Source organism: Streptomyces sp. NPDC060049, from assembly GCF_042736715.1.
GTDB lineage: Bacteria > Actinomycetota > Actinomycetes > Streptomycetales > Streptomycetaceae > Streptomyces.
This window is the reverse complement of the sequence record NZ_JBHWVV010000024.1, coordinates 1-16620: the sequence shown is the minus strand read 5'-3', so window position 1 is coordinate 16620 and position 16620 is coordinate 1. Positions and strand designations below refer to the sequence as shown.

Here is a 16620-nt window from a genome sequence, read left to right as displayed (position 1 = left end):
GCCCCTACGAAGCGGACGCCACTCCCGCCCTGAACTCCCGCGGGCTGATGCCCCGTACCCGCTTGAAGGCCGTCGACAGCGCGAAAGCCGAGCTGTAGCCCACTTGGTGGGCGGCCGAGGCGAGCGTGGTCGACGGGTCGCGCAGCAGGTCCGCCGCAAGGGCCAGGCGCCAGCCCGTGAGGTAGGACATCGGGGGCTCGCCGACCAGTTCGGTGAAGCGGCGGGCCAAAGCGGCCCGGGAGACACCGACCTTGTGGGCCAGCGACTCCACCGTCCAGCCGTGGGCGGGGTTCTCGTGCAGCAGTCGCAGCGCCGGCCCGGTCACCGGGTCGTTCTCGGCGCCGCCGCGCTCCGCGAGCCAGCCGCGGACGACACCGACGAGCAGCAGGTCCAGCAGCCTGCCCAGGACGACTTCCTGGGCAGGCTCCGTACGGGAGATCTCCCCGCCGAGCAGCGTGACCAGCGCGGGGTCGACCGGCCCGACCAGCACCGGCGGCAGCGCCTCGAGCAGGCGGCCGCCGATCTCGCCCGGGTTCTGGTAGGTACCGCTCAGCAGCACGACCGAGCCGGCGGCCTCACCCCACGTCCGCACCCCGAGGGCCATGGAATCGGACACGTCCTGCCCGTCGTCCACCCTGCTGCACCGCTGGTCCGGTCCCACCAGGATCTGCGGGGTCGTGTCCCGGGCGTCGGCGACGGTGTACGGATCCGGTCCCCGTACGAGGGCCGCCTCGCCCGGCGCGACGAGCACCGGCTCGCCCCCGTCCGGGAGCAGCCACGCCGACCCGTTCACCGTCGTCATCACCGACAGCGGGGCCCGGTCCTCGATCCGGACCGCCCAGGGCGGGGTGAACACGGACTTGACGAAGAAGGCCGACCTGGCCTTGGGTCCTTGGAGGAGAGCCGTCAGCGTGTCCATCGGCCCATTCTCCCCGAGGGCTTCCCGCTCCCTCCACTCCTGCCACCCGTTCCCGCCCGTCTCGCGGTCCCTACGCGTCCCAGACGCCACGCGCCGCCGCCTCCCGCGCGAAGTCCGAGAAGTCCCGGGGCTTGCGGCCCAGCACCTCCTCGACCCCGCCCACCACCTGCGCGTTGCGCCCGTCCAGGATCAGCGCGAACAGGTCCGCGAAGTCCTCCGGCAGTCCGTTCTCGCGCAGCACCGCCCGGTAGGCCCCGTTCGATACCGGGACGTACGAGATCTCGCGCCCCGTGGCCTTCGACAGCTCGGCGGCGACGTCGGCGAAGCTGAGCAGCCGCGGGCCGGAGAGCTCGTACGTGCGGCCGATGTGGCGGTCGTCGGTCAGCGCGGCCACCACCACGTCGGCGATGTCGTCGGCGTCGATGAACGGTTCGACGGCGTCGGCCGTCGGCAAGGCGATCTCGCCGGCCAGCACGGGCTCCAGGAAGAAGCTCTCGTCGAAGTTCTGGTTGAACCAGGCCGAGCGCACGACCGTCCAGTCGGCCCCGGACGCCTTCAGCGCGTCCTCGCTCCGCTCCGCCGCCTCCTCGCCGCGCCCCGACAGCAGCACCAGCCGGCGCGCACCCGCCGCCACCGCCGCCCGGGCGAAGGCGCCGATCTGCTCGACGGCGCCCGGGAAGGAGAGGTCGGGGTAGTACGTGACGTACACCCGGTCCACGCCCTCCAGGGCGGGTCCCCAACTCTCGGGCTCGTTCCAGTCGAAGGCCCGCTCGGCGCTGCGCGATCCGACACGCACCGGCCGCCCCAGGGCGGTGAGCTTCTCGGCCACGCGCCGCCCCGTCTTGCCCGTACCGCCGATGACCAGCGTCCTGGGGCCGTTCCCCGTGTCCTGCGCCTGGCTGTCCTGCGACTCGTTGTTCCGCGTCTTCGTCATGGTGCCAGTCAACGCTTCTCGTGCTGGACGGAACATCGCCGGGAAGCTCAATCACATACGCCTGCGTCTACGGCTTGGCGGCGAGGGTGTGTGCCACGAGCGCGTTGGCGTGCCCGTGCCCCAGGCCGTGCTCGCTCTTGAGCCAGGCGACGAGTTCCATGTGCTTGGTCAGCGGCGAGGAGCGGATGAGCTCCTGCCATTGCGCGATCGGACGCCCGTGCTTCTTCTCGATGGAAGGGAAGTAGCTGGCGGGGCCCTTCACCGGCTCGGTCATGGCGGTCTGCTTCCTCTCGGTACGAGCACAGGGACCAACCGCCCCGCGCCTCACAAGGGGTAGACACCCTCCGGACCGAAAACTCATCGGTCACCCCACAGAAATGTCGGATGATCTTCTAATGCTGTGGACCGAACGCACCGTCACCCGAGCCGGCGTCCGCCTGACCTGCCGCGATTGGAACTCCGACCGCTCCCGCCCCGGCGCTGGTCCCGACTCCGGCCCCGCCTCCTCCGCCACCCCCGTCGTCCTCCTCCACGGCCTCGCGGGCCACGCCGGCGAATGGGACGCCGCCGCCGCGCACCTCGCCCGGCACCACCGCGTGGTCGCGGTGGACCAGCGCGGTCACGGCGGCAGCGAGCGCCGCCCCGCGGACGTCTCCCGAGCCGCCTACGTGGCGGACGTGTCGGCCGTCTGCGAACAGCTCGGCCTCCACCGCCCGGTGCTGGTGGGCCAGTCGCTCGGCGGCCACACCGCGATGCTCACCGCGGCCGCCCACCCGGACCTCGTACGGGGCCTCGTGCTGGTCGAGGCCGGCGCGGCCGCCGCCGACCCGGGCACCGCCGAGGAGATCGGCGGCTGGCTGGACTCCTGGCCGCTCCCCTTCCCCTCGCCGGCCGCGGCGCGGAGGTTCCTCACCGGGGTGGGCCTCAACGGCGAAGCGTGGGCGGCCGGCCTGGAACAGCGCGCGGACGGCTGGTACCCGCGGTTCGAGCGCTCGGTGATGGTCGCGGCCATCTCCGAGAACAGCACCCGCGATTGGTGGCCCGAGTGGCGCCGGGTGCGCTGCCCTGCGCTGCTCGTCATCGGGGAGAACGGCATCGTCCCGCCCGCGGAATCCATCCGGATGCTCGACTCCGCCGGCCCGTCCACGAGGATGACGGCGGTCTCGGTCCCGGCCTCAGGCCACGACGTCCACCTCGACCGGCCGGACGTCCTGCACACCCTTCTTTCGAACTTCATCGCAACGCTCCCCTGAACCCCTGAACCCCTGAACCCCTAAGCCCCTGAGCCCCTGAGCCCCTGAGCCCCGAGGGGGCCCCGAGCCCTCATTCCTCAGCCGAGCACCGACCTGCACCCGCAAGTGAACGCGAGGTCGAGCCATATGATCACATTGCGGCATGACCACGACGAAGACCCTCTACCTGCTCTGCTCCGCCGCCCCGCCCGTCTTCGACGTGGCCCACGTCATCGAGAACGCCCAGTCCCGCGGCTGGGACGTCTGCCTCGGCCTCACCCCCACCGCCGCCCACTGGCTGTCCGGCAACCTCGACGGCCTCGCCGCGCTCACCGGGCACCAAGTCCGCTGGCAGTACAAGCTTCCCGGGGAGCCCGACGTATGGCCGACGGCCGACGCGCTGCTCGTCGCCCCGGCCACCTTCAACTCCGTCAACGCCTGGGCCCTCGGCCTGACCGACCGCTTCGTCATCGGCATCGCCGCCGAAGCCATCGGCAAGGGCACCCCCGTCGTCACCATGCCCTGCACGAACGCCGCCCTCGCCGCCCACCCGCAATTCGACCAGTCCCTGGCCGTCCTGCGCGGCGCCGGCGTCCGCGTCCTCTTCGGCGAGGACGGATTCACCCCCGGTCCGGCCGGCCCGGACACCCCCGAGCACTTCCCCTGGACGGTGGCCCTCGACGCCGTGGACCGCGCCGCGGCGGCCACGGCCCAGTAGGGGGCGGACGGGCGGGCCCGCGACCAACCCGCGAAGGCCGCCCGGGCCGGACGCACGACGGCCTACTCCCCCGTGGTGCCGTCGATCACCTCGCGCAGCAGGTCCGCGTGCCCGTTGTGCCGGGCGTACTCCTCGATCATGTGGGTCAGGATGTAGTGCAGGGAGTAGCTCTGGCCGTCGTAGGACCCGGTCACGTCCAGGGACTCGGCGCCGTCCACGATCGCCCGCGATCGCTCGCAGGTTTCCTCCCAGACCTTGAACGACCCGGCGACGTCCGCGTCGTCGACGTGGAACTCGGTCCACTCCCCCGCCTCGTTCTTCGGGAAGTAGCCGCGTACGTCCTCGCCGCCCACGATGTTGCGGAACCAGCCCCGCTCGACCTCCGCGAGATGCCTGACCAGCCCGAGCAGGCTCAGCCCCGACGGGGCCACCGCCCTGCGCCGCAGCTGCTCGTCCGTCAGCCCCGCGCACTTCATCATCAGGGTGTCGCGCTGCCACTGCAGGACGCTGGTCAGGGTGGCGCGCTCGTCGCCCACCAGTACGGGCCGGGTCCGCTGTTCGTCGATCATCGGGTGATCATCACAGCCGTACGACCGCCCCCGCACGCCATCTCGCATCCCGGACCTCACAAGGAGCGGAAGAACGCCCTGACGTCCCCCACCAGCACCTCCGGCACCTCCATCGCGGGAAAGTGCCCGCCCTTGTCGTACGAGGTCCAGCGCACGATGCGGTCGGTGCGCGCGGCGACGTGCCGCAGCGGCACGAAGTTGTCCCGCGGGAAGTCGGCGAGCGCGGTCGGGGTGCTCGACACCTCCGGCGGCAGGCCCTGATAGTCGGCGTGCGCGCGCTCGTAGTAGATGCGGGCCGCGGAGCCGGCCGTCCCGGTCAGCCAGTACAGCATCACGTTGGTCAGCATCTGGTCCCGATCGACGGGGCTGCGGGGGTCCGCCCACTCCGTGAACTTCTCCCCGATCCAGGCCAGCAGCCCGACCGGCGAATCGTTCAACCCGTACGTGAGCGTCTGCGGCCGGGTCGCCTGGATGTCCGCGTAGCCCTGCCGCTCGCGCGCCCAGACCCGGTACCGCTCCCACGAGGCGAGCGTGCGCTCCCGCTCGGCCGGGCTCAGCGCGGCCAGTTCCTCCTCCCGCGGCTCGGCGGTCGCCCCGCCGCCCGGGAGCAGGTTCAGGTGCACGCCGAGCACGTTCTCCGGCCGGATCCGCCCCAGCTCCCGCGAGACGGCGGCGCCCCAGTCGCCGCCCTGGACCCCGTACGACTCGTAACCGAGCCCCTCCATCAGGACTCCGAAGGCGCGTGCGACCCGCTTGAACTCCCACCCGCGCTCAGTGGTCGGCCCGGACAGGGCGAAGCCCGGGATGTGGGGCAACACCAGGTGGAAGGCGTCGGACGGATCCCCGCCGTGTGCCCGCGGATCGGTCAGGGGGCCGGCGACCTCCAGGAACTCCACGAAGGAGCCGGGCCAGCCGTGCGTCATCAGCAGCGGTGTCGCGTCCGGCTCGGGCGAGCGCAGGTGCGCGAAGTGCACCCGGGCCCCGTCGATGACCGTGGTGTACTGCGGCCACTCGTTCAACCGTGCCTCGGCGGCCCGCCAGTCGTAGTCCGTACGCCAGTACCGCGCCAACTCGCGCAGCTCCGCCAGCGGCATCCCGTACGCACGCCCCGCCCCCGGCAACTCGTCGGGCCACCGGGCCCGGTCCAGCCGCCAGGCCAGATCGTCCAGCTCCCGCTGCGCCACGTCGAGCCGGAACGGCTCCCACTGCCCGGAACCGCTCGCACCGATCACGCCCCCGCCCCCGTCCCCCAGATCGTGTGGTCGTCGAATCCCGACCCGGCGGCCGCCCGGGCTCCCGCGGCCACCTCTTCCAGCACCCGCCGGCCACGGTCCTCGGCCATGTCGAGCCGGCTGAGCATCGCCGGCGTCGCAATGCCCGGCAGGGCGTGCTGGTAGAGGGTTGCCACCCGGCGCTCGATGTCGCCGCGGTCGCTGAAGGTCTGCGAATAGAGCTGCACTCCCGTCCAACACGCGGACAGGATCCAGGCCGTTTCGGCGGGATCCACGTGCGGCAGCAGTTCGCCCTGCCCCTTCGCCACGGTCAGCAGCCTCCGCAGGATCTCGATCCACCCCGGGACCGCGCCGCCGCGGATCTCGAACGTCTCCGGTCCGAGCGAGAGTCTGGCACCCGCGCTGATCATCGGTTCGTGTCTTATCCGGTACGCCGACACCATCGCGACGTCGACCACTTCCTGAAGCTTGCTCTCGCGGGGCGGCACCAGGAACTTGTCGTACTGCGCGTCGAGCACGCCCTGGGCCAGCTCCAGCTTCGAGGTGAAGTGGAAGTACAGAGCGCCCTTGGTCACCCCCGCGTGCGCGAGTATCTCCGCGATGGTGGCTGCCTCGTAGCCGCGCTCGGCGAAGACCACCGCCGCGGCTTCCAAGATTGCCCGCCGCGTACGGACCGCACGTTCCTGCCGCACCACGAACGTCTCCGATCTCCAAGGGGTTCCACCGGCGGCTGCGCACACATGATCCACCGGCCTGGCAAACCAAACCTGAAGGTCCGTAAGTTACCAAGTGGATTCCGGCAGTTGTCGAGCGAGTCTGCCACCCGACGTTCCAATTCTGAACCCGCTCACGCTTCCGTTTCGTCCTGGATCCCCGCAACTCACAACGGCATGACCCACTGCGGCCGGAAGCCGACAATCCGCCACAAAAAACCGTCTGGATGGTTTCTTGTCAGGCGTATCCCACACCCCATCCACCCCACATGCCCCGCCCCCGACTACGAGCTACCCGTGCCCTCAGAGGCGATGCCCCACCGGCGTCCGATCGAGCACCGGCCCCCCGGCCCCGCCCCAACCACCCACCCCGGCCCCGACCCGCCCTCCAGCCCGGACCCCGGAGGCCCGTCAACCCCGGACCCGGCCCGACCCGTCAGCCCCGGCTGCCGCCCCCAACCCGTCAACCCCGGACCCCGTCCGACCCCCCACCCCGGAGACGGCCAGAGTGCTCAACCCCAGCCCCAGCCCCACCAGCACGTCCCGGTTCACCCGCGCCGAGCCCAGCCCCACCGCCACGGCACGAGCTCTCACTGACGAATCCGATCCCGCGAGCGCACGAGCGACAGCTGCCCGACCCGGCGCCGCGCAGCAGATCACCGCCCCGCCCCCGCCGCCGCCGCGGCACAGTCTCCGGCCTCCACCCGGGACCCTCATCGTTGACGGCGTTAACGCCGTTAACGCCCTACACCCCGACCGCTCGCCTGGCCCGCTCAGCGCCCCGACAGAAGCACCACCGCGTCGATCGATACGCCGGCCAAGCCCCTCGGCGTCGGCGACGGGCTTGGAGTGCAACCCCCAGAGCAGCCGCACGGCCGCACCCACTGCTCGTCCGCGTCCGTCATCGGTTGCCCGGCATTAACGGCGTTAACGGTCCCGGGGAGCACCGGGCATTAACGGCGTTAACGGTGTCCCGGGGACCAGGGGCATTAACGGCGTTAACGGTGCCCCGGGACCAGAAGCATTAACGCCGTTAACGTCGCCCAGGCGGCAGACGACAGACGGCACACGCCGTTAACGCCGTTAACGGCAGCTCCCCATCCTCACCACCCCAAAGCCCACCCGACCGCCGCTCCCCCCAGACCCGCTCAGACCCATCAGCCCGACCCGCCCCACCGGCCCCCGCGTTAACGCCGTTAATGCTCCAGCGCCCCAAAAAGTACTGGTCGACTGGTTTTTTTAACCAGCATCTGTCTAGATTGGGCCGCAGGAGCCCGACTTGACCCACCCGGTGGTTCCGCCGGAGTACCGCGACCGCGACCCCAGGGGGGAACCCACATGGCGAGGGCCAGGCAGGAACGGGCAGAGATCACTCGGCACGCGATCCTCGACGGCGCGGCCATCGCCTTCGGCGAGAAGGGGTTCCACGGCACCAGCCTGACCGATGTCGTCGGGCACGCCGGTGTCACCAAGGGCGCCCTGTACTTCCACTTCCCCTCCAAGGAAGCCATCGCCCACACCCTGATGGACGAGCAGTTCCAGGTGTCCGAGCACGTCCCCGCCATCGAGGAACCGGGCCTCCAGACCGCCATCGACCTGAGCCACCAGATGGCGTTCGGCCTCCGGACCAATGTCCGCATCCGCGCCGCCATCCGTCTGGTCATCGAGTTCGGTTCCTTCACCGACCCGGACCCGACCCCGTACAACACCTGGATCGACACCTGCCAGGCCTGCCTGACACCGGCCCAGGAACGCGGCGACGTCCTGGCGTCGCTCGACGTGCGCGATCTGGCGACCATGCTCGTCGGCTCGTTCACCGGCATCCAGGTGACCTCCCACGTGCGCACCGGCCGCGAGGACCTGCACACCCGGGTCATCGACCTGTGGAACTTCCTTCTCCCGGGGATCGCGCCCGCACACCGGATCCCCCACTTCGACCCGGCCGGCTCGCCCGAGTGCCGGGCCGAGCTCGGTCTGCCGACCCCCGACTCCCCGCACGTCACGGTCGGCTGACGGCGTTCCAGGGCGGCCTCGCACACGCCGTGGTGAACCACGGGGGTGCTCGCTACGGCGTGTGCGAGGCCGCCCTGTCGCGTACCCGGACGACAGCCACGACAGCCGGGCCGGCGCTCACAGGCCGACACCGCCCCGATCCCGGCTCGATCCCACCTCGATCCAGCCCTGTTCCGGCCCGATCCGGACACTTCCACACCACTTCGTTAGCAAAACTCAAGCGTGGCGCCCACAGACACCCAAGAACGTTAGTAAAGTCCCTCTCATGACTTCGCCCTCGTCACCGAACGACCGAGAGAAGGTCGTCTCCAAACTCCCCCCGTGGCTGCGCCAGGAACTGAAGATCCGCACCGCGCAACTGCGTGTGGACATCCAGGACGCCGTTCACCAGGGCATCGCCCACTGGAGCGCGCTCGCCTCGGCCCCCTCCCCCGTCGACACCTCCGGCGCCGAGTCCTTCTCCACCTGGCTGCCCGCCGGCCAGTGGGAGTCGTTCCGCGCCGACTCCAAGGACCGGGGCGTATCCCTCATCCAGGGGCTCGCCCAAGCCGTCCGCCTCTGGCTGGAGATGAACCCGGCCCCCACGGTCAAGCGGCCCTCCGTCGTCCGCCGCATCGTGGTGTGCAACCAGAAGGGCGGCGTCGGCAAGACCGCCATCACCGCCGGCACCGCCGAGGCCCTCGCCGAGGACCCCGCGAGCCTGCACCCGGTCCGCGTCGCCCGCCAGCTGGCCCGGCTCTCGGCCGTCGAGGACGGCGAAGGCCCCGGCGCGGATCCCGGGACGGATTCCGGTCCGCCCGTCGACCTGGAGGACCTGCCCGGCCTCGGCATGCGCGTCCTGCTGATCGACTTCGACCCCCAGGGCCACCTCACCAAGCAGCTCGGCCAACAGCCCCTGCCCATCGGCGGCGACAGCCTCACCTGCCACATGGCGGGCGAGGCCAAGGGGCCCCTCTCCGACCTGATCGTCCCCATCCCCGACGACCGCTTCGGCGACCGGCTGCACATCCTGCCCGCCTGCACGGACGCCTTCCTCCTCGACGTCCGCCTCTCCACCGTCCGCGCCCGTGAGGCCGCGCTCGAACGCGCACTGGCGCCCGTCGAGGCCGACTACGACGTCATCCTCATCGACTGCCCGCCCAGCCTCGGCCTCAGCATGGACGCGGCCATCTACTACGGGAGGCGCCGCGACACCGAACAGCCGGGCGCCTCGGGCGCGCTGATCGTCGTACAGGCCGAGGACTCGTCCGCTGACGCCTACGACCTGCTCACCTCCCAGATCAACGATCTGCGCGACGATCTCAGCCTCGACATCGACTACCTCGGGCTCGTCGTCAACCTCTACGACGGCCGGCGCGGCTACATCGCGACCTCTTCCCTGCAGGCCTGGATGGACATAAAGGATCCGCGTGTGGTGGCCATTGTCCCCGACCTCAAGGAACAGCGGGAAGCGGTACGCGTGAAGCAGCCGCTGTTCGTCTACGCACCCAAGGGCGACCAGGCGATCGCCCTGCGCGCCCTCGCAAGGGAGATCTCATGAGCAAGGCCGACAAACTCGGAGTCTCGACGTCGTTCGCGCGCGCCCAGCCGGTCGGCGTCAGCTCCCGCCGCGCGGCCATCGCGGAGGCGACCGGCGCCCCCACCTCCGGGGTGGTCCCGCCGTCCGAGGTCCCCATCGAGGCCCTCGCGCACAATCCGTTCAACCTCCGCGAGGACCTCACCGAGATCGACGAACTGGCCCAGTCCCTGAGCGTCCGGGGCCAACTCCAACCGCTGGCGGTCGCCACCCGCATGGCGTTCATGGAAGCCCACCCCGGCCACACCGACGGCCTGGGCCGTGCCCCGTACGTCGTCATCGACGGCAACCGGCGCCTGGCGGCAGCCCAGCGGGCCGGCCTGCGGACCATGCACATCCACGTCAACGACTCCCTCGCCACCTCGGCGGCGGACATCCTCGAGTCGGCGCTCATCGCCAACGTCCACCGCGTCGACGTGGCCCCCATGGACCAGGCCCGTGCGCTCCAGGAGCTCGTCGAGGTCCACGGCAGCCAGGCCCAGGTCGCCAAGCGGCTCGGCAAGACGCCGGCCTGGGTCTCCCAGCGCCTGACCCTCCTCAACCTCACCCCGGAACTCCAGGACAAGGTGGAGACGGGCGAACTGAAGGTGGAACCGGCCCGCCGCATCGGCCGCCTCCCCCACGAGGACCAGGCGACCGCGGCGGAGGAAGCCGTTAACGCCGTTAACCCCCCGCGCCAGCGCACGCGCCCCGCGGCCACCACAGCCGCGGCCCCCGCGGCCTCCCTCCGCGCCGACCCGGAGGAATCCGGCACCGCACAGACCCCGGCGCCCCGCCGGATCACGATCGTGGCGGAGTCCCCCGGCACCATCGCGGACGCCCTCACCGCGCACCTCACCCCGGACGACCTGAAGGCGGTCACGGAACTGCTCCTGACCCGCATCTGACACGACGGGGGCGCTGACGCCGTTAACGCCCCCCGTGTGTTTCATGTGCGTTCCATGGTGCGGTTCGCATAAGCTGCGGCTGGAGGTTCCCATGCCCAACGCGCACGACGACAACGAACAGACCACGCTCTTCGCCGCGGTCGACGCACTACTGGAGGAGGCCGCGGCTCAGGACGCCCTCCCGCACCCGGACGAGCGCAAGCGCCTCCGTGAAGCCGCGGGCCTGAGCCAGGACCAGATCGCCCAGGCCCTGTCCGTCCGCCGCGAAACGGTCACCTCCTGGGAAACGGGCCGCACCGCCCCCCGCCCCCCCAAGCGCGCGGCGTACGCCCGCCTCCTCAACGGCCTCGCGGAACTGCACCCCGTTAACGCCGTTAACGGCGTTAACGCCATTGCCCCCACCAGCGCCCCCGCGCCCCAGGCACAAATCAAGGCCCCCGCGCTCCCCGGCCCCGGCGCCGAAGCCACGGCCCCCGTTAACGGCGTTAACGCCGTTAACGCCGAACCCCGCGCCGAACGAGCCGAGTCCCCGGCCACAGCCCCCGACCCCGGGGTCGGGCCAGAGGGCCGGTCTCGCGAAGACACGGCAAGGGACTCGGCAGCCCCGCAGACCCCCACCCCGGCGCCGACCGTCTCCACCCCCGCGCCGACCGCACCCCCGAAGTCGATCATTAACGGCGTTAACGCCGTTAACGCCTCCGCCTCCGCCACGCGCCCGCCCGCCACCCGCTCCGCAGCCCGCCCCACCACCCCCCTCGCGGGCAACGGCCCCCTCGCCGTCCTGGACGGCGCCGGCAAGGCCCACGCCGCCGGCGGACTCGTCCTCGACCCTCCCGCCGCCGGCCTCCCCGCCCTCATCAGCTGGGCCCTCGGCCCCGACGCCGACCTCCGCTCCCCCCGCCTCCACCGCAACGGCAAGGACGGCGACCCGCTCCTCGTCCTCACCTCCGCCGCCACCGAGGCCCTCGGCCTCCCCCTCGTCCTCGAAGACCGCCGCGGCCTGCGCCTCCCCGACGACCACCCCGTCATCAAGCAGCTCACCAAGGCGAAGTGGCAGCTGACCCGCCGCGGCTTCGGCCCCTGGCCGCGCATCTACCGCCCGGCCACCCCGACCACCGGCCGTCAGTGCGTCCAGCTCGCGATCCTCCCCTGGGGTGCCCTGGACCCCCGCGCCTGGGGCGAGGACACCTCCGAGCTCCCCGCCCCGGAACTCGCCGAACTGCTCACCTCCTACGCCACCCGCGTCCTCACCCCGCGCGGCTCCACTGCCGTCTCGGGCCTCGAACTCATGACGGCGCTACGCCCCCCGACGCGTGCCGCCCGCGACGAGGCGTCGGGCACCTGGGTATCGGCCCCGGTCCCCGGCTCCCTCACCCGCCCCGTCGACCCCGCTCCCCCGGAGGCCCCCGACGAGCACCCGGTCGTCGCGGCCCTCTACCCCCGTTCCCACCAACGCACCCCGGACCAGGTCCTCGACGAGGAGGCGTACGACTGGATCCGCGATCCGCAGCTCCTCACCGACGCCGAGTGCACCCGTACGCACGCCGTCGGCATCGACGTGAACATGGCCTTCGCCGCCGCCGCCAACCGCCTCGTCGTCGGCATCGGCCCGGCGGTCCACACCCCGCGCCCCCGCTTCGACCCGAAGCTGCCCGGCTGCTGGCTGGCGGACCTTTCCACCTCCGACCCCTCTTCGTCCGCGCTCGACCCCCGCCTCCCGAGCCCGTTCACCCCGCACGGCCGTCCGCCCACCGGCCCCGCCTGGTACGCCACTCCCACACTGGCCTACGCCCAAGAGCTCGGCCTCCCCGTCCAGCCCACCGAGGCCTGGCTGCGCCCGGAGCACGGCCCGTACCTCGACGCCTGGTACACCCGCCTGCGCGACGCCTACATGGCGACCATGGCGGAGCTCGGCGTCCACCCGGCCCTCACCGACGCCGAATTCCTCACGGCGATGGCCGAGTACAAGGAAGACAGGAACCACAACCCGGCACCGGCCGCGGTCCTCTCCGCGATCAAATCCACCGTCAAGGGCGGCATCGGAAAGCTCCGCGAACGCCCGCAGGGCGCCGGCTACCGCCCCGGCGAAAGCTGGCCGGCCCTCGAACGCCCCACTTGGCGCCCCGACATCCGCGCCGCCGTCATCTCCACGGCCCGCGTCAACATGCACCGCAAGATGCGCAAGCTCGCGACGGAAGCCGGCGAGTACCCCATCGCCGTCCTCTCCGACTGCGCGGTCTACCTGTCCGGCGGCCCCAGTCCGCTCGACTTCCTCCCCCGCACCGCCGAGGGCAAGCCGCTGCCCGGAGGGTTCCGCCTCGGCGTCAGCCCCGGCATGGTCAAGCACGAGGGCACACAGCCCCTCCTGTGGGCCGTGCAGATGCTCGACGAACGCCACAACCCCGCCCGCCACATCAAGGGCCACGACGCCGCGGCCGACGGAGAGTAAGAGCCACCCATGCCCGAGATCAGCGACAGCCTCGACCGCGCCGACGAACAGAACTTCACCCGCCCCATCCCCAAGTCCGCGGGCGCCCAGATCCGCTACCTGGTCAAGCAGCTCAAGTCCACCAAGGCCGTGGCGGACCTCCTCGCCATCTCCCGACGCACCGTCGAGCGGTACGTGAAGGACCAGATCAAGCAGCCCAAGCCGGCGCTCTCCGCCCGCCTGGAGCGCGAGGTACGCCGCCGCTGGCAGCCGCTGGTACGCAAGCGGGCCCGGGCCAAGGCCGCGCGGCAGACCGGCCTGGTCATCGAGACCCGCGCCCGCTTCGGCTTCAGCGCCGCCCCCGGCACCACCGACGACGGCCGGATGCGCCGCATCACCCAGCACCTCCCCCCGGAGTACGCCTCCCGCCTCTTCGCCGCCCAGGAGGCCGGCGCCGGCGAGACCCAGCTGCGCCACATCGCCGCCGAGGGCCTCCAGGAGATCTACTTCAAGGACCACGGCGCCCGCGCCCAGGGCCTCCTCGTCGAGTTCACCGACATCGACTACGTCGAGCTCAACTTCTAGGGGGGAAGACGGGCATCTGACAACCCGTCAGGCAGTACCGCTCGCGCAGTCCACCAGACCAAGCAGGTCGCGTTCGTAAACGGTGACACAGGCTCCTCAAGCGACGTCAACGGCACCCACCATGCCGAGTTGTTCACCATCGCAGACCCCCACATCACAAACATCTCCGTCGTCACGGCCCAGCCATCGGGGCGACGACATCGAGCTCGGACCCGCCCGCGGTGCCGCACCTACACCGACCCTCGCACCAAAACCCCTCCACGCCCCTCAGGGCCCCCAAAAACCACGAAGGGCCCCGGGATACCCCCGAGGCCCTCACAAGCCCCTGAGCACCCCTCAGAAGCCCTTGAAACAGCACGTCGTCACCCCACCGCGTGCAGAGCCCTACGCCGCTTCGACTCCGCCGCCTTCTTCGCGACGGCCTGGGCCGCCCTCTTCTTGCGCTGCTCGGCCAGCTGGTCCTGATAGGCCGCCACCGCCCGGTGGTAGCTGGCCACATAGCCCCGCGCGTCCAGCCGCTCGTCCGCGTCCATCTCGTTCACGGCCGCGACCGCATCCTCGAAGGAGGTGTAACCGGCCAGCATCGGGTTGATCTGGTAGACCCCGTTGCGGATCTTCCGGACCAACTTCGCCAGCTCCAGGCTCCGCAGCGCCGCGTTCACGCTCGGCCGGCTCAGGTCCAGCATCCCGCCGACCGTCGCCTGGTCGATGAGGATCCGCCCGCCCGGCTCACTGAGCGAACGCAGCTTCAGCAGTACGCGGTAGGCCGCCGGCGGAAGGTCGAGGTCCGAGAGAAGCCCATCGGCGTTGACCGCAGCGAATCGCAAGGTGCTCACTGAGCCGTCCCTTCTCCCGTGCGCTTCGTCCGGCTCACCCGACGCGCAGCGCGCTCTCTTGCCCGTTCGGCCCGCAGTTCCGCGATGGCCTGCCTCATGTGGTCCAGCGAAGGGAAGCGCACCAGGTCCGGCAGGCTCGTATCGCTACGAATCTGCGAAATGGTGCCGTGCTGCTCCACCTTCACGAACTCACCCGTCATCTCGGTACCCGGGATGAACTCCGCCACCCGGTAACTGTAGGGCGGGTTGAACTGATACACACCCCGCCGCACCTTGAAGACGATCCCATGAGACATCACCGTGTGCAGAGCTTCCGACGTCTTCGTCCGGCTGACATCCAGGATGGTAGCCATCTCCTCCTGCGTGAGCGGAATCCGCCCCCCCGCTCGCTGACAGGCGATGAGCAGCAGGATCAGCCTCAGAGGCAGCGCTTCCCGGAAGTACTGGGCGATCACGAGGAAGAACTCGAGGCTGTCCATCGAGAACGCGTTCGGCTGATTTTCGGTCCCGTAGAACTCCAACGGCTTGCGCTCGCCGTCCAGAGTCAGCTTTCGCGTCGGGTACCGCTTGGCGAGGCTGTCCAGATCCTTGACCGGAGCAAGCGGCTGACTCCACGCAGAGATCGCGTCGTCCACCGGCAGATCGGGACGCGGAGTCCCTACCGGATTGCCCCGGCGGCGCTGTGGCTCTGATGACACGAGGCTGCTCTCCACTCCGTTGATCTGCGGAGATCAGTATGTCAACAAGGGTGACACAAGTGTCACGCTCGTTGACGTTCGGCGTGTCTTGTGTCCCCTCACAGGTGACATATCTCAGCCATACACTCCGCGCCCTCCTCGCCGAACCCCTCCGACCAACCCCGCCCACCCCACCGCCAGTTCGCCGACACATCTCCGCTAAAACGTCAGCCGCCCCGACGTTTTAGCGCGTTTTACGTCAGCGTCACTGACGTTTTATCGTCGTTGTGTCCCCCTAGGAGCGACACAACCACCGAGATATGTCCCTCCTGAGGGGACATATCTTTTCCCCCGCACCCCCTCTGACCTGCGACGACGCATCTCCGTACCTTCTATAGGCCGGTGGTCGCCTCGCTGCGCGCGCTGAACGCCGTCTTCAAGGCCTTCCGCACACATCCTCCGACCCCCCAACCAACGTCCCCAGAACCCCTTTGCCCCACCCCTGAACCCCTTCCCTCCGAGCCAACACCCCGCAGAATCTGACTGATTCCCGTCTCTATCCACATCCCATTTTGAATCACCCCCTTTCCCCCACCATTAACGCCGTTAACACCCCCACCCACCCCCAACCCCCGATCCGTTAAAACCACACCCAAACCCCCAGGTCACAAAGGTCCCAGTAACTAAATGACCCCTCAACCAATCACAAGTCACGTTTCACCACAGCGAACGAACCCTCCAGACCTCCCACCCCTCTCAAACCCACCCCCAACCAAGTTGGCTGGTTCAGACCCAACCCAAATCACCCCCACCCCACCCCTCAAACAACCCTCACAACTCCCCTCCCTTCACTCAGGAGTGCAGCCCTCTGCGCTGCCTCTACAGCCCTTCCGACTTGAGACCGCGCTCAGCTCGGGTCTCCTCCGCGCACAGCGCGGAGGAAGGTGGTCCGTAGCGAAGCGGAGGACAACTCCGCTTCAACTCAGATGCAGTCCGTAGCAAAGCGGAAGACCCCGGCCCGAAGGGCCGGCACAGGAGCGCGAAGCGCTCCCCCCGAGCGAAGCGAGGGGGCCTTCCTCTGCTCGTAGCGCAGTTCATCTCCGTAGCGAAGCGGAGGAGACCTCCCCGAAGGGGCAGCACTAGAGCGCGTAGCGCGGAGGTTGTCCCGTAGCGCAGCGTGGAGGTTGTCCGTAGCGAAGCGAAGGACCCCGGCCCGAAGGGCCGGCATAGGAGCGCGGAGCGCTCCCTCCGAGCGAAGCGAGGAGGTTCTCTCCTCCGCGCGCAGCGCGGAGGCTGTCTCT

Annotated in this window: 15 protein-coding genes; 7 read left to right on the top strand and 8 right to left on the bottom strand. The window is 70.3% G+C overall.

Annotated features, from left to right (window positions below; translation table 11 throughout):
• Positions 1–4 precede the first annotated feature (4 nt).
• From ACFWBY_RS32575 to ACFWBY_RS32565, 3 genes are all read right to left on the bottom strand, one after another.
• Positions 5–919 (bottom strand): AraC family transcriptional regulator, encoded by a 915-nt coding sequence (locus tag ACFWBY_RS32575; protein ID WP_385336624.1) that lies wholly within the window; start codon positions 917–919, stop codon positions 5–7.
• 70 nt (positions 920–989) lie between these two features.
• Positions 990–1853, bottom strand: a complete 864-nt coding sequence (locus ACFWBY_RS32570) for an NAD(P)H-binding protein (RefSeq protein WP_385336627.1) — start codon at positions 1851–1853, stop codon at positions 990–992.
• 67 nt (positions 1854–1920) lie between these two features.
• Positions 1921–2127, bottom strand: coding sequence for a DUF4287 domain-containing protein (locus ACFWBY_RS32565; RefSeq protein WP_385336628.1), 207 nt, complete (start codon positions 2125–2127; stop codon positions 1921–1923).
• Between the two features lie 121 nt (positions 2128–2248).
• Here ACFWBY_RS32565 and ACFWBY_RS32560 point away from each other — a divergent pair, with 121 nt between their 5' ends.
• Complete coding sequence (locus tag ACFWBY_RS32560) at positions 2249–3106, top strand: alpha/beta fold hydrolase (RefSeq protein ID WP_385336631.1); 858 nt, start codon at positions 2249–2251, stop codon at positions 3104–3106.
• 142 nt (positions 3107–3248) lie between these two features.
• Positions 3249–3803 (top strand): flavoprotein, encoded by a 555-nt coding sequence (locus ACFWBY_RS32555; protein WP_385336634.1) that lies wholly within the window; start codon positions 3249–3251, stop codon positions 3801–3803.
• Between the two features lie 62 nt (positions 3804–3865).
• Here the strand turns inward: ACFWBY_RS32555 and ACFWBY_RS32550 are convergent, their stop codons facing one another.
• Genes ACFWBY_RS32550 through ACFWBY_RS32540 form a run of 3 tightly spaced genes read right to left on the bottom strand, consistent with a single transcriptional unit; the run spans position 3866 to position 6299 of the window.
• Entirely contained in the window at positions 3866–4372 is a 507-nt protein-coding gene (locus tag ACFWBY_RS32550) for a DinB family protein (protein WP_385336636.1), read from the bottom strand.
• Between the two features lie 56 nt (positions 4373–4428).
• A complete protein-coding gene (locus tag ACFWBY_RS32545; RefSeq protein ID WP_385336662.1) occupies positions 4429–5601 on the bottom strand; it encodes an epoxide hydrolase family protein in 1173 nt (390 codons plus the stop codon).
• On the bottom strand, positions 5601–6299 hold the full coding sequence (locus ACFWBY_RS32540) for a ScbR family autoregulator-binding transcription factor (protein WP_385336638.1): 699 nt from the start codon (positions 6297–6299) through the stop codon (positions 5601–5603). The genes ACFWBY_RS32545 and ACFWBY_RS32540 overlap by 1 nt, the downstream gene beginning before the upstream one ends.
• 1356 nt (positions 6300–7655) lie before the next feature.
• Here ACFWBY_RS32540 and ACFWBY_RS32535 point away from each other — a divergent pair.
• From ACFWBY_RS32535 to tpg, 5 genes are all read left to right on the top strand, one after another.
• Positions 7656–8330 (top strand): ScbR family autoregulator-binding transcription factor, encoded by a 675-nt coding sequence (locus tag ACFWBY_RS32535; protein ID WP_385336641.1) that lies wholly within the window; start codon positions 7656–7658, stop codon positions 8328–8330.
• 265 nt (positions 8331–8595) lie between these two features.
• Positions 8596–9870: an AAA family ATPase gene (locus ACFWBY_RS32530; RefSeq protein WP_385336644.1), complete on the top strand. Its 1275-nt coding sequence runs from the start codon at positions 8596–8598 to the stop codon at positions 9868–9870.
• Complete coding sequence (locus tag ACFWBY_RS32525) at positions 9867–10793, top strand: ParB/RepB/Spo0J family partition protein (RefSeq protein ID WP_385336647.1); 927 nt, start codon at positions 9867–9869, stop codon at positions 10791–10793. The genes ACFWBY_RS32530 and ACFWBY_RS32525 overlap by 4 nt, the downstream gene beginning before the upstream one ends.
• A 91-nt stretch (positions 10794–10884) precedes the next feature.
• Positions 10885–13242: a telomere-associated protein Tap gene (gene tap, locus ACFWBY_RS32520; RefSeq protein WP_385336650.1), complete on the top strand. Its 2358-nt coding sequence runs from the start codon at positions 10885–10887 to the stop codon at positions 13240–13242.
• 9 nt (positions 13243–13251) lie between these two features.
• Positions 13252–13806 carry a telomere-protecting terminal protein Tpg gene (tpg, locus tag ACFWBY_RS32515; protein ID WP_385336653.1) on the top strand — a complete coding sequence of 185 codons (555 nt, stop codon included), beginning with the start codon at positions 13252–13254 and terminating at the stop codon, positions 13804–13806.
• 362 nt (positions 13807–14168) lie between these two features.
• On the opposite strand, the gene ACFWBY_RS32510 is transcribed toward tpg, so the two are convergent.
• Both ACFWBY_RS32510 and ACFWBY_RS32505 read right to left on the bottom strand, forming a co-directional pair.
• The gene (locus ACFWBY_RS32510; RefSeq protein WP_112453053.1) at positions 14169–14642 is read right to left on the bottom strand and encodes a MarR family transcriptional regulator; all 474 of its coding nucleotides are present in this window, start codon (positions 14640–14642) and stop codon (positions 14169–14171) included.
• Entirely contained in the window at positions 14639–15277 is a 639-nt protein-coding gene (locus ACFWBY_RS32505) for a hypothetical protein (RefSeq protein ID WP_239516702.1), read from the bottom strand. The genes ACFWBY_RS32510 and ACFWBY_RS32505 overlap by 4 nt, the downstream gene beginning before the upstream one ends.
• Positions 15278–16620: the final 1343 nt, after the last annotated feature.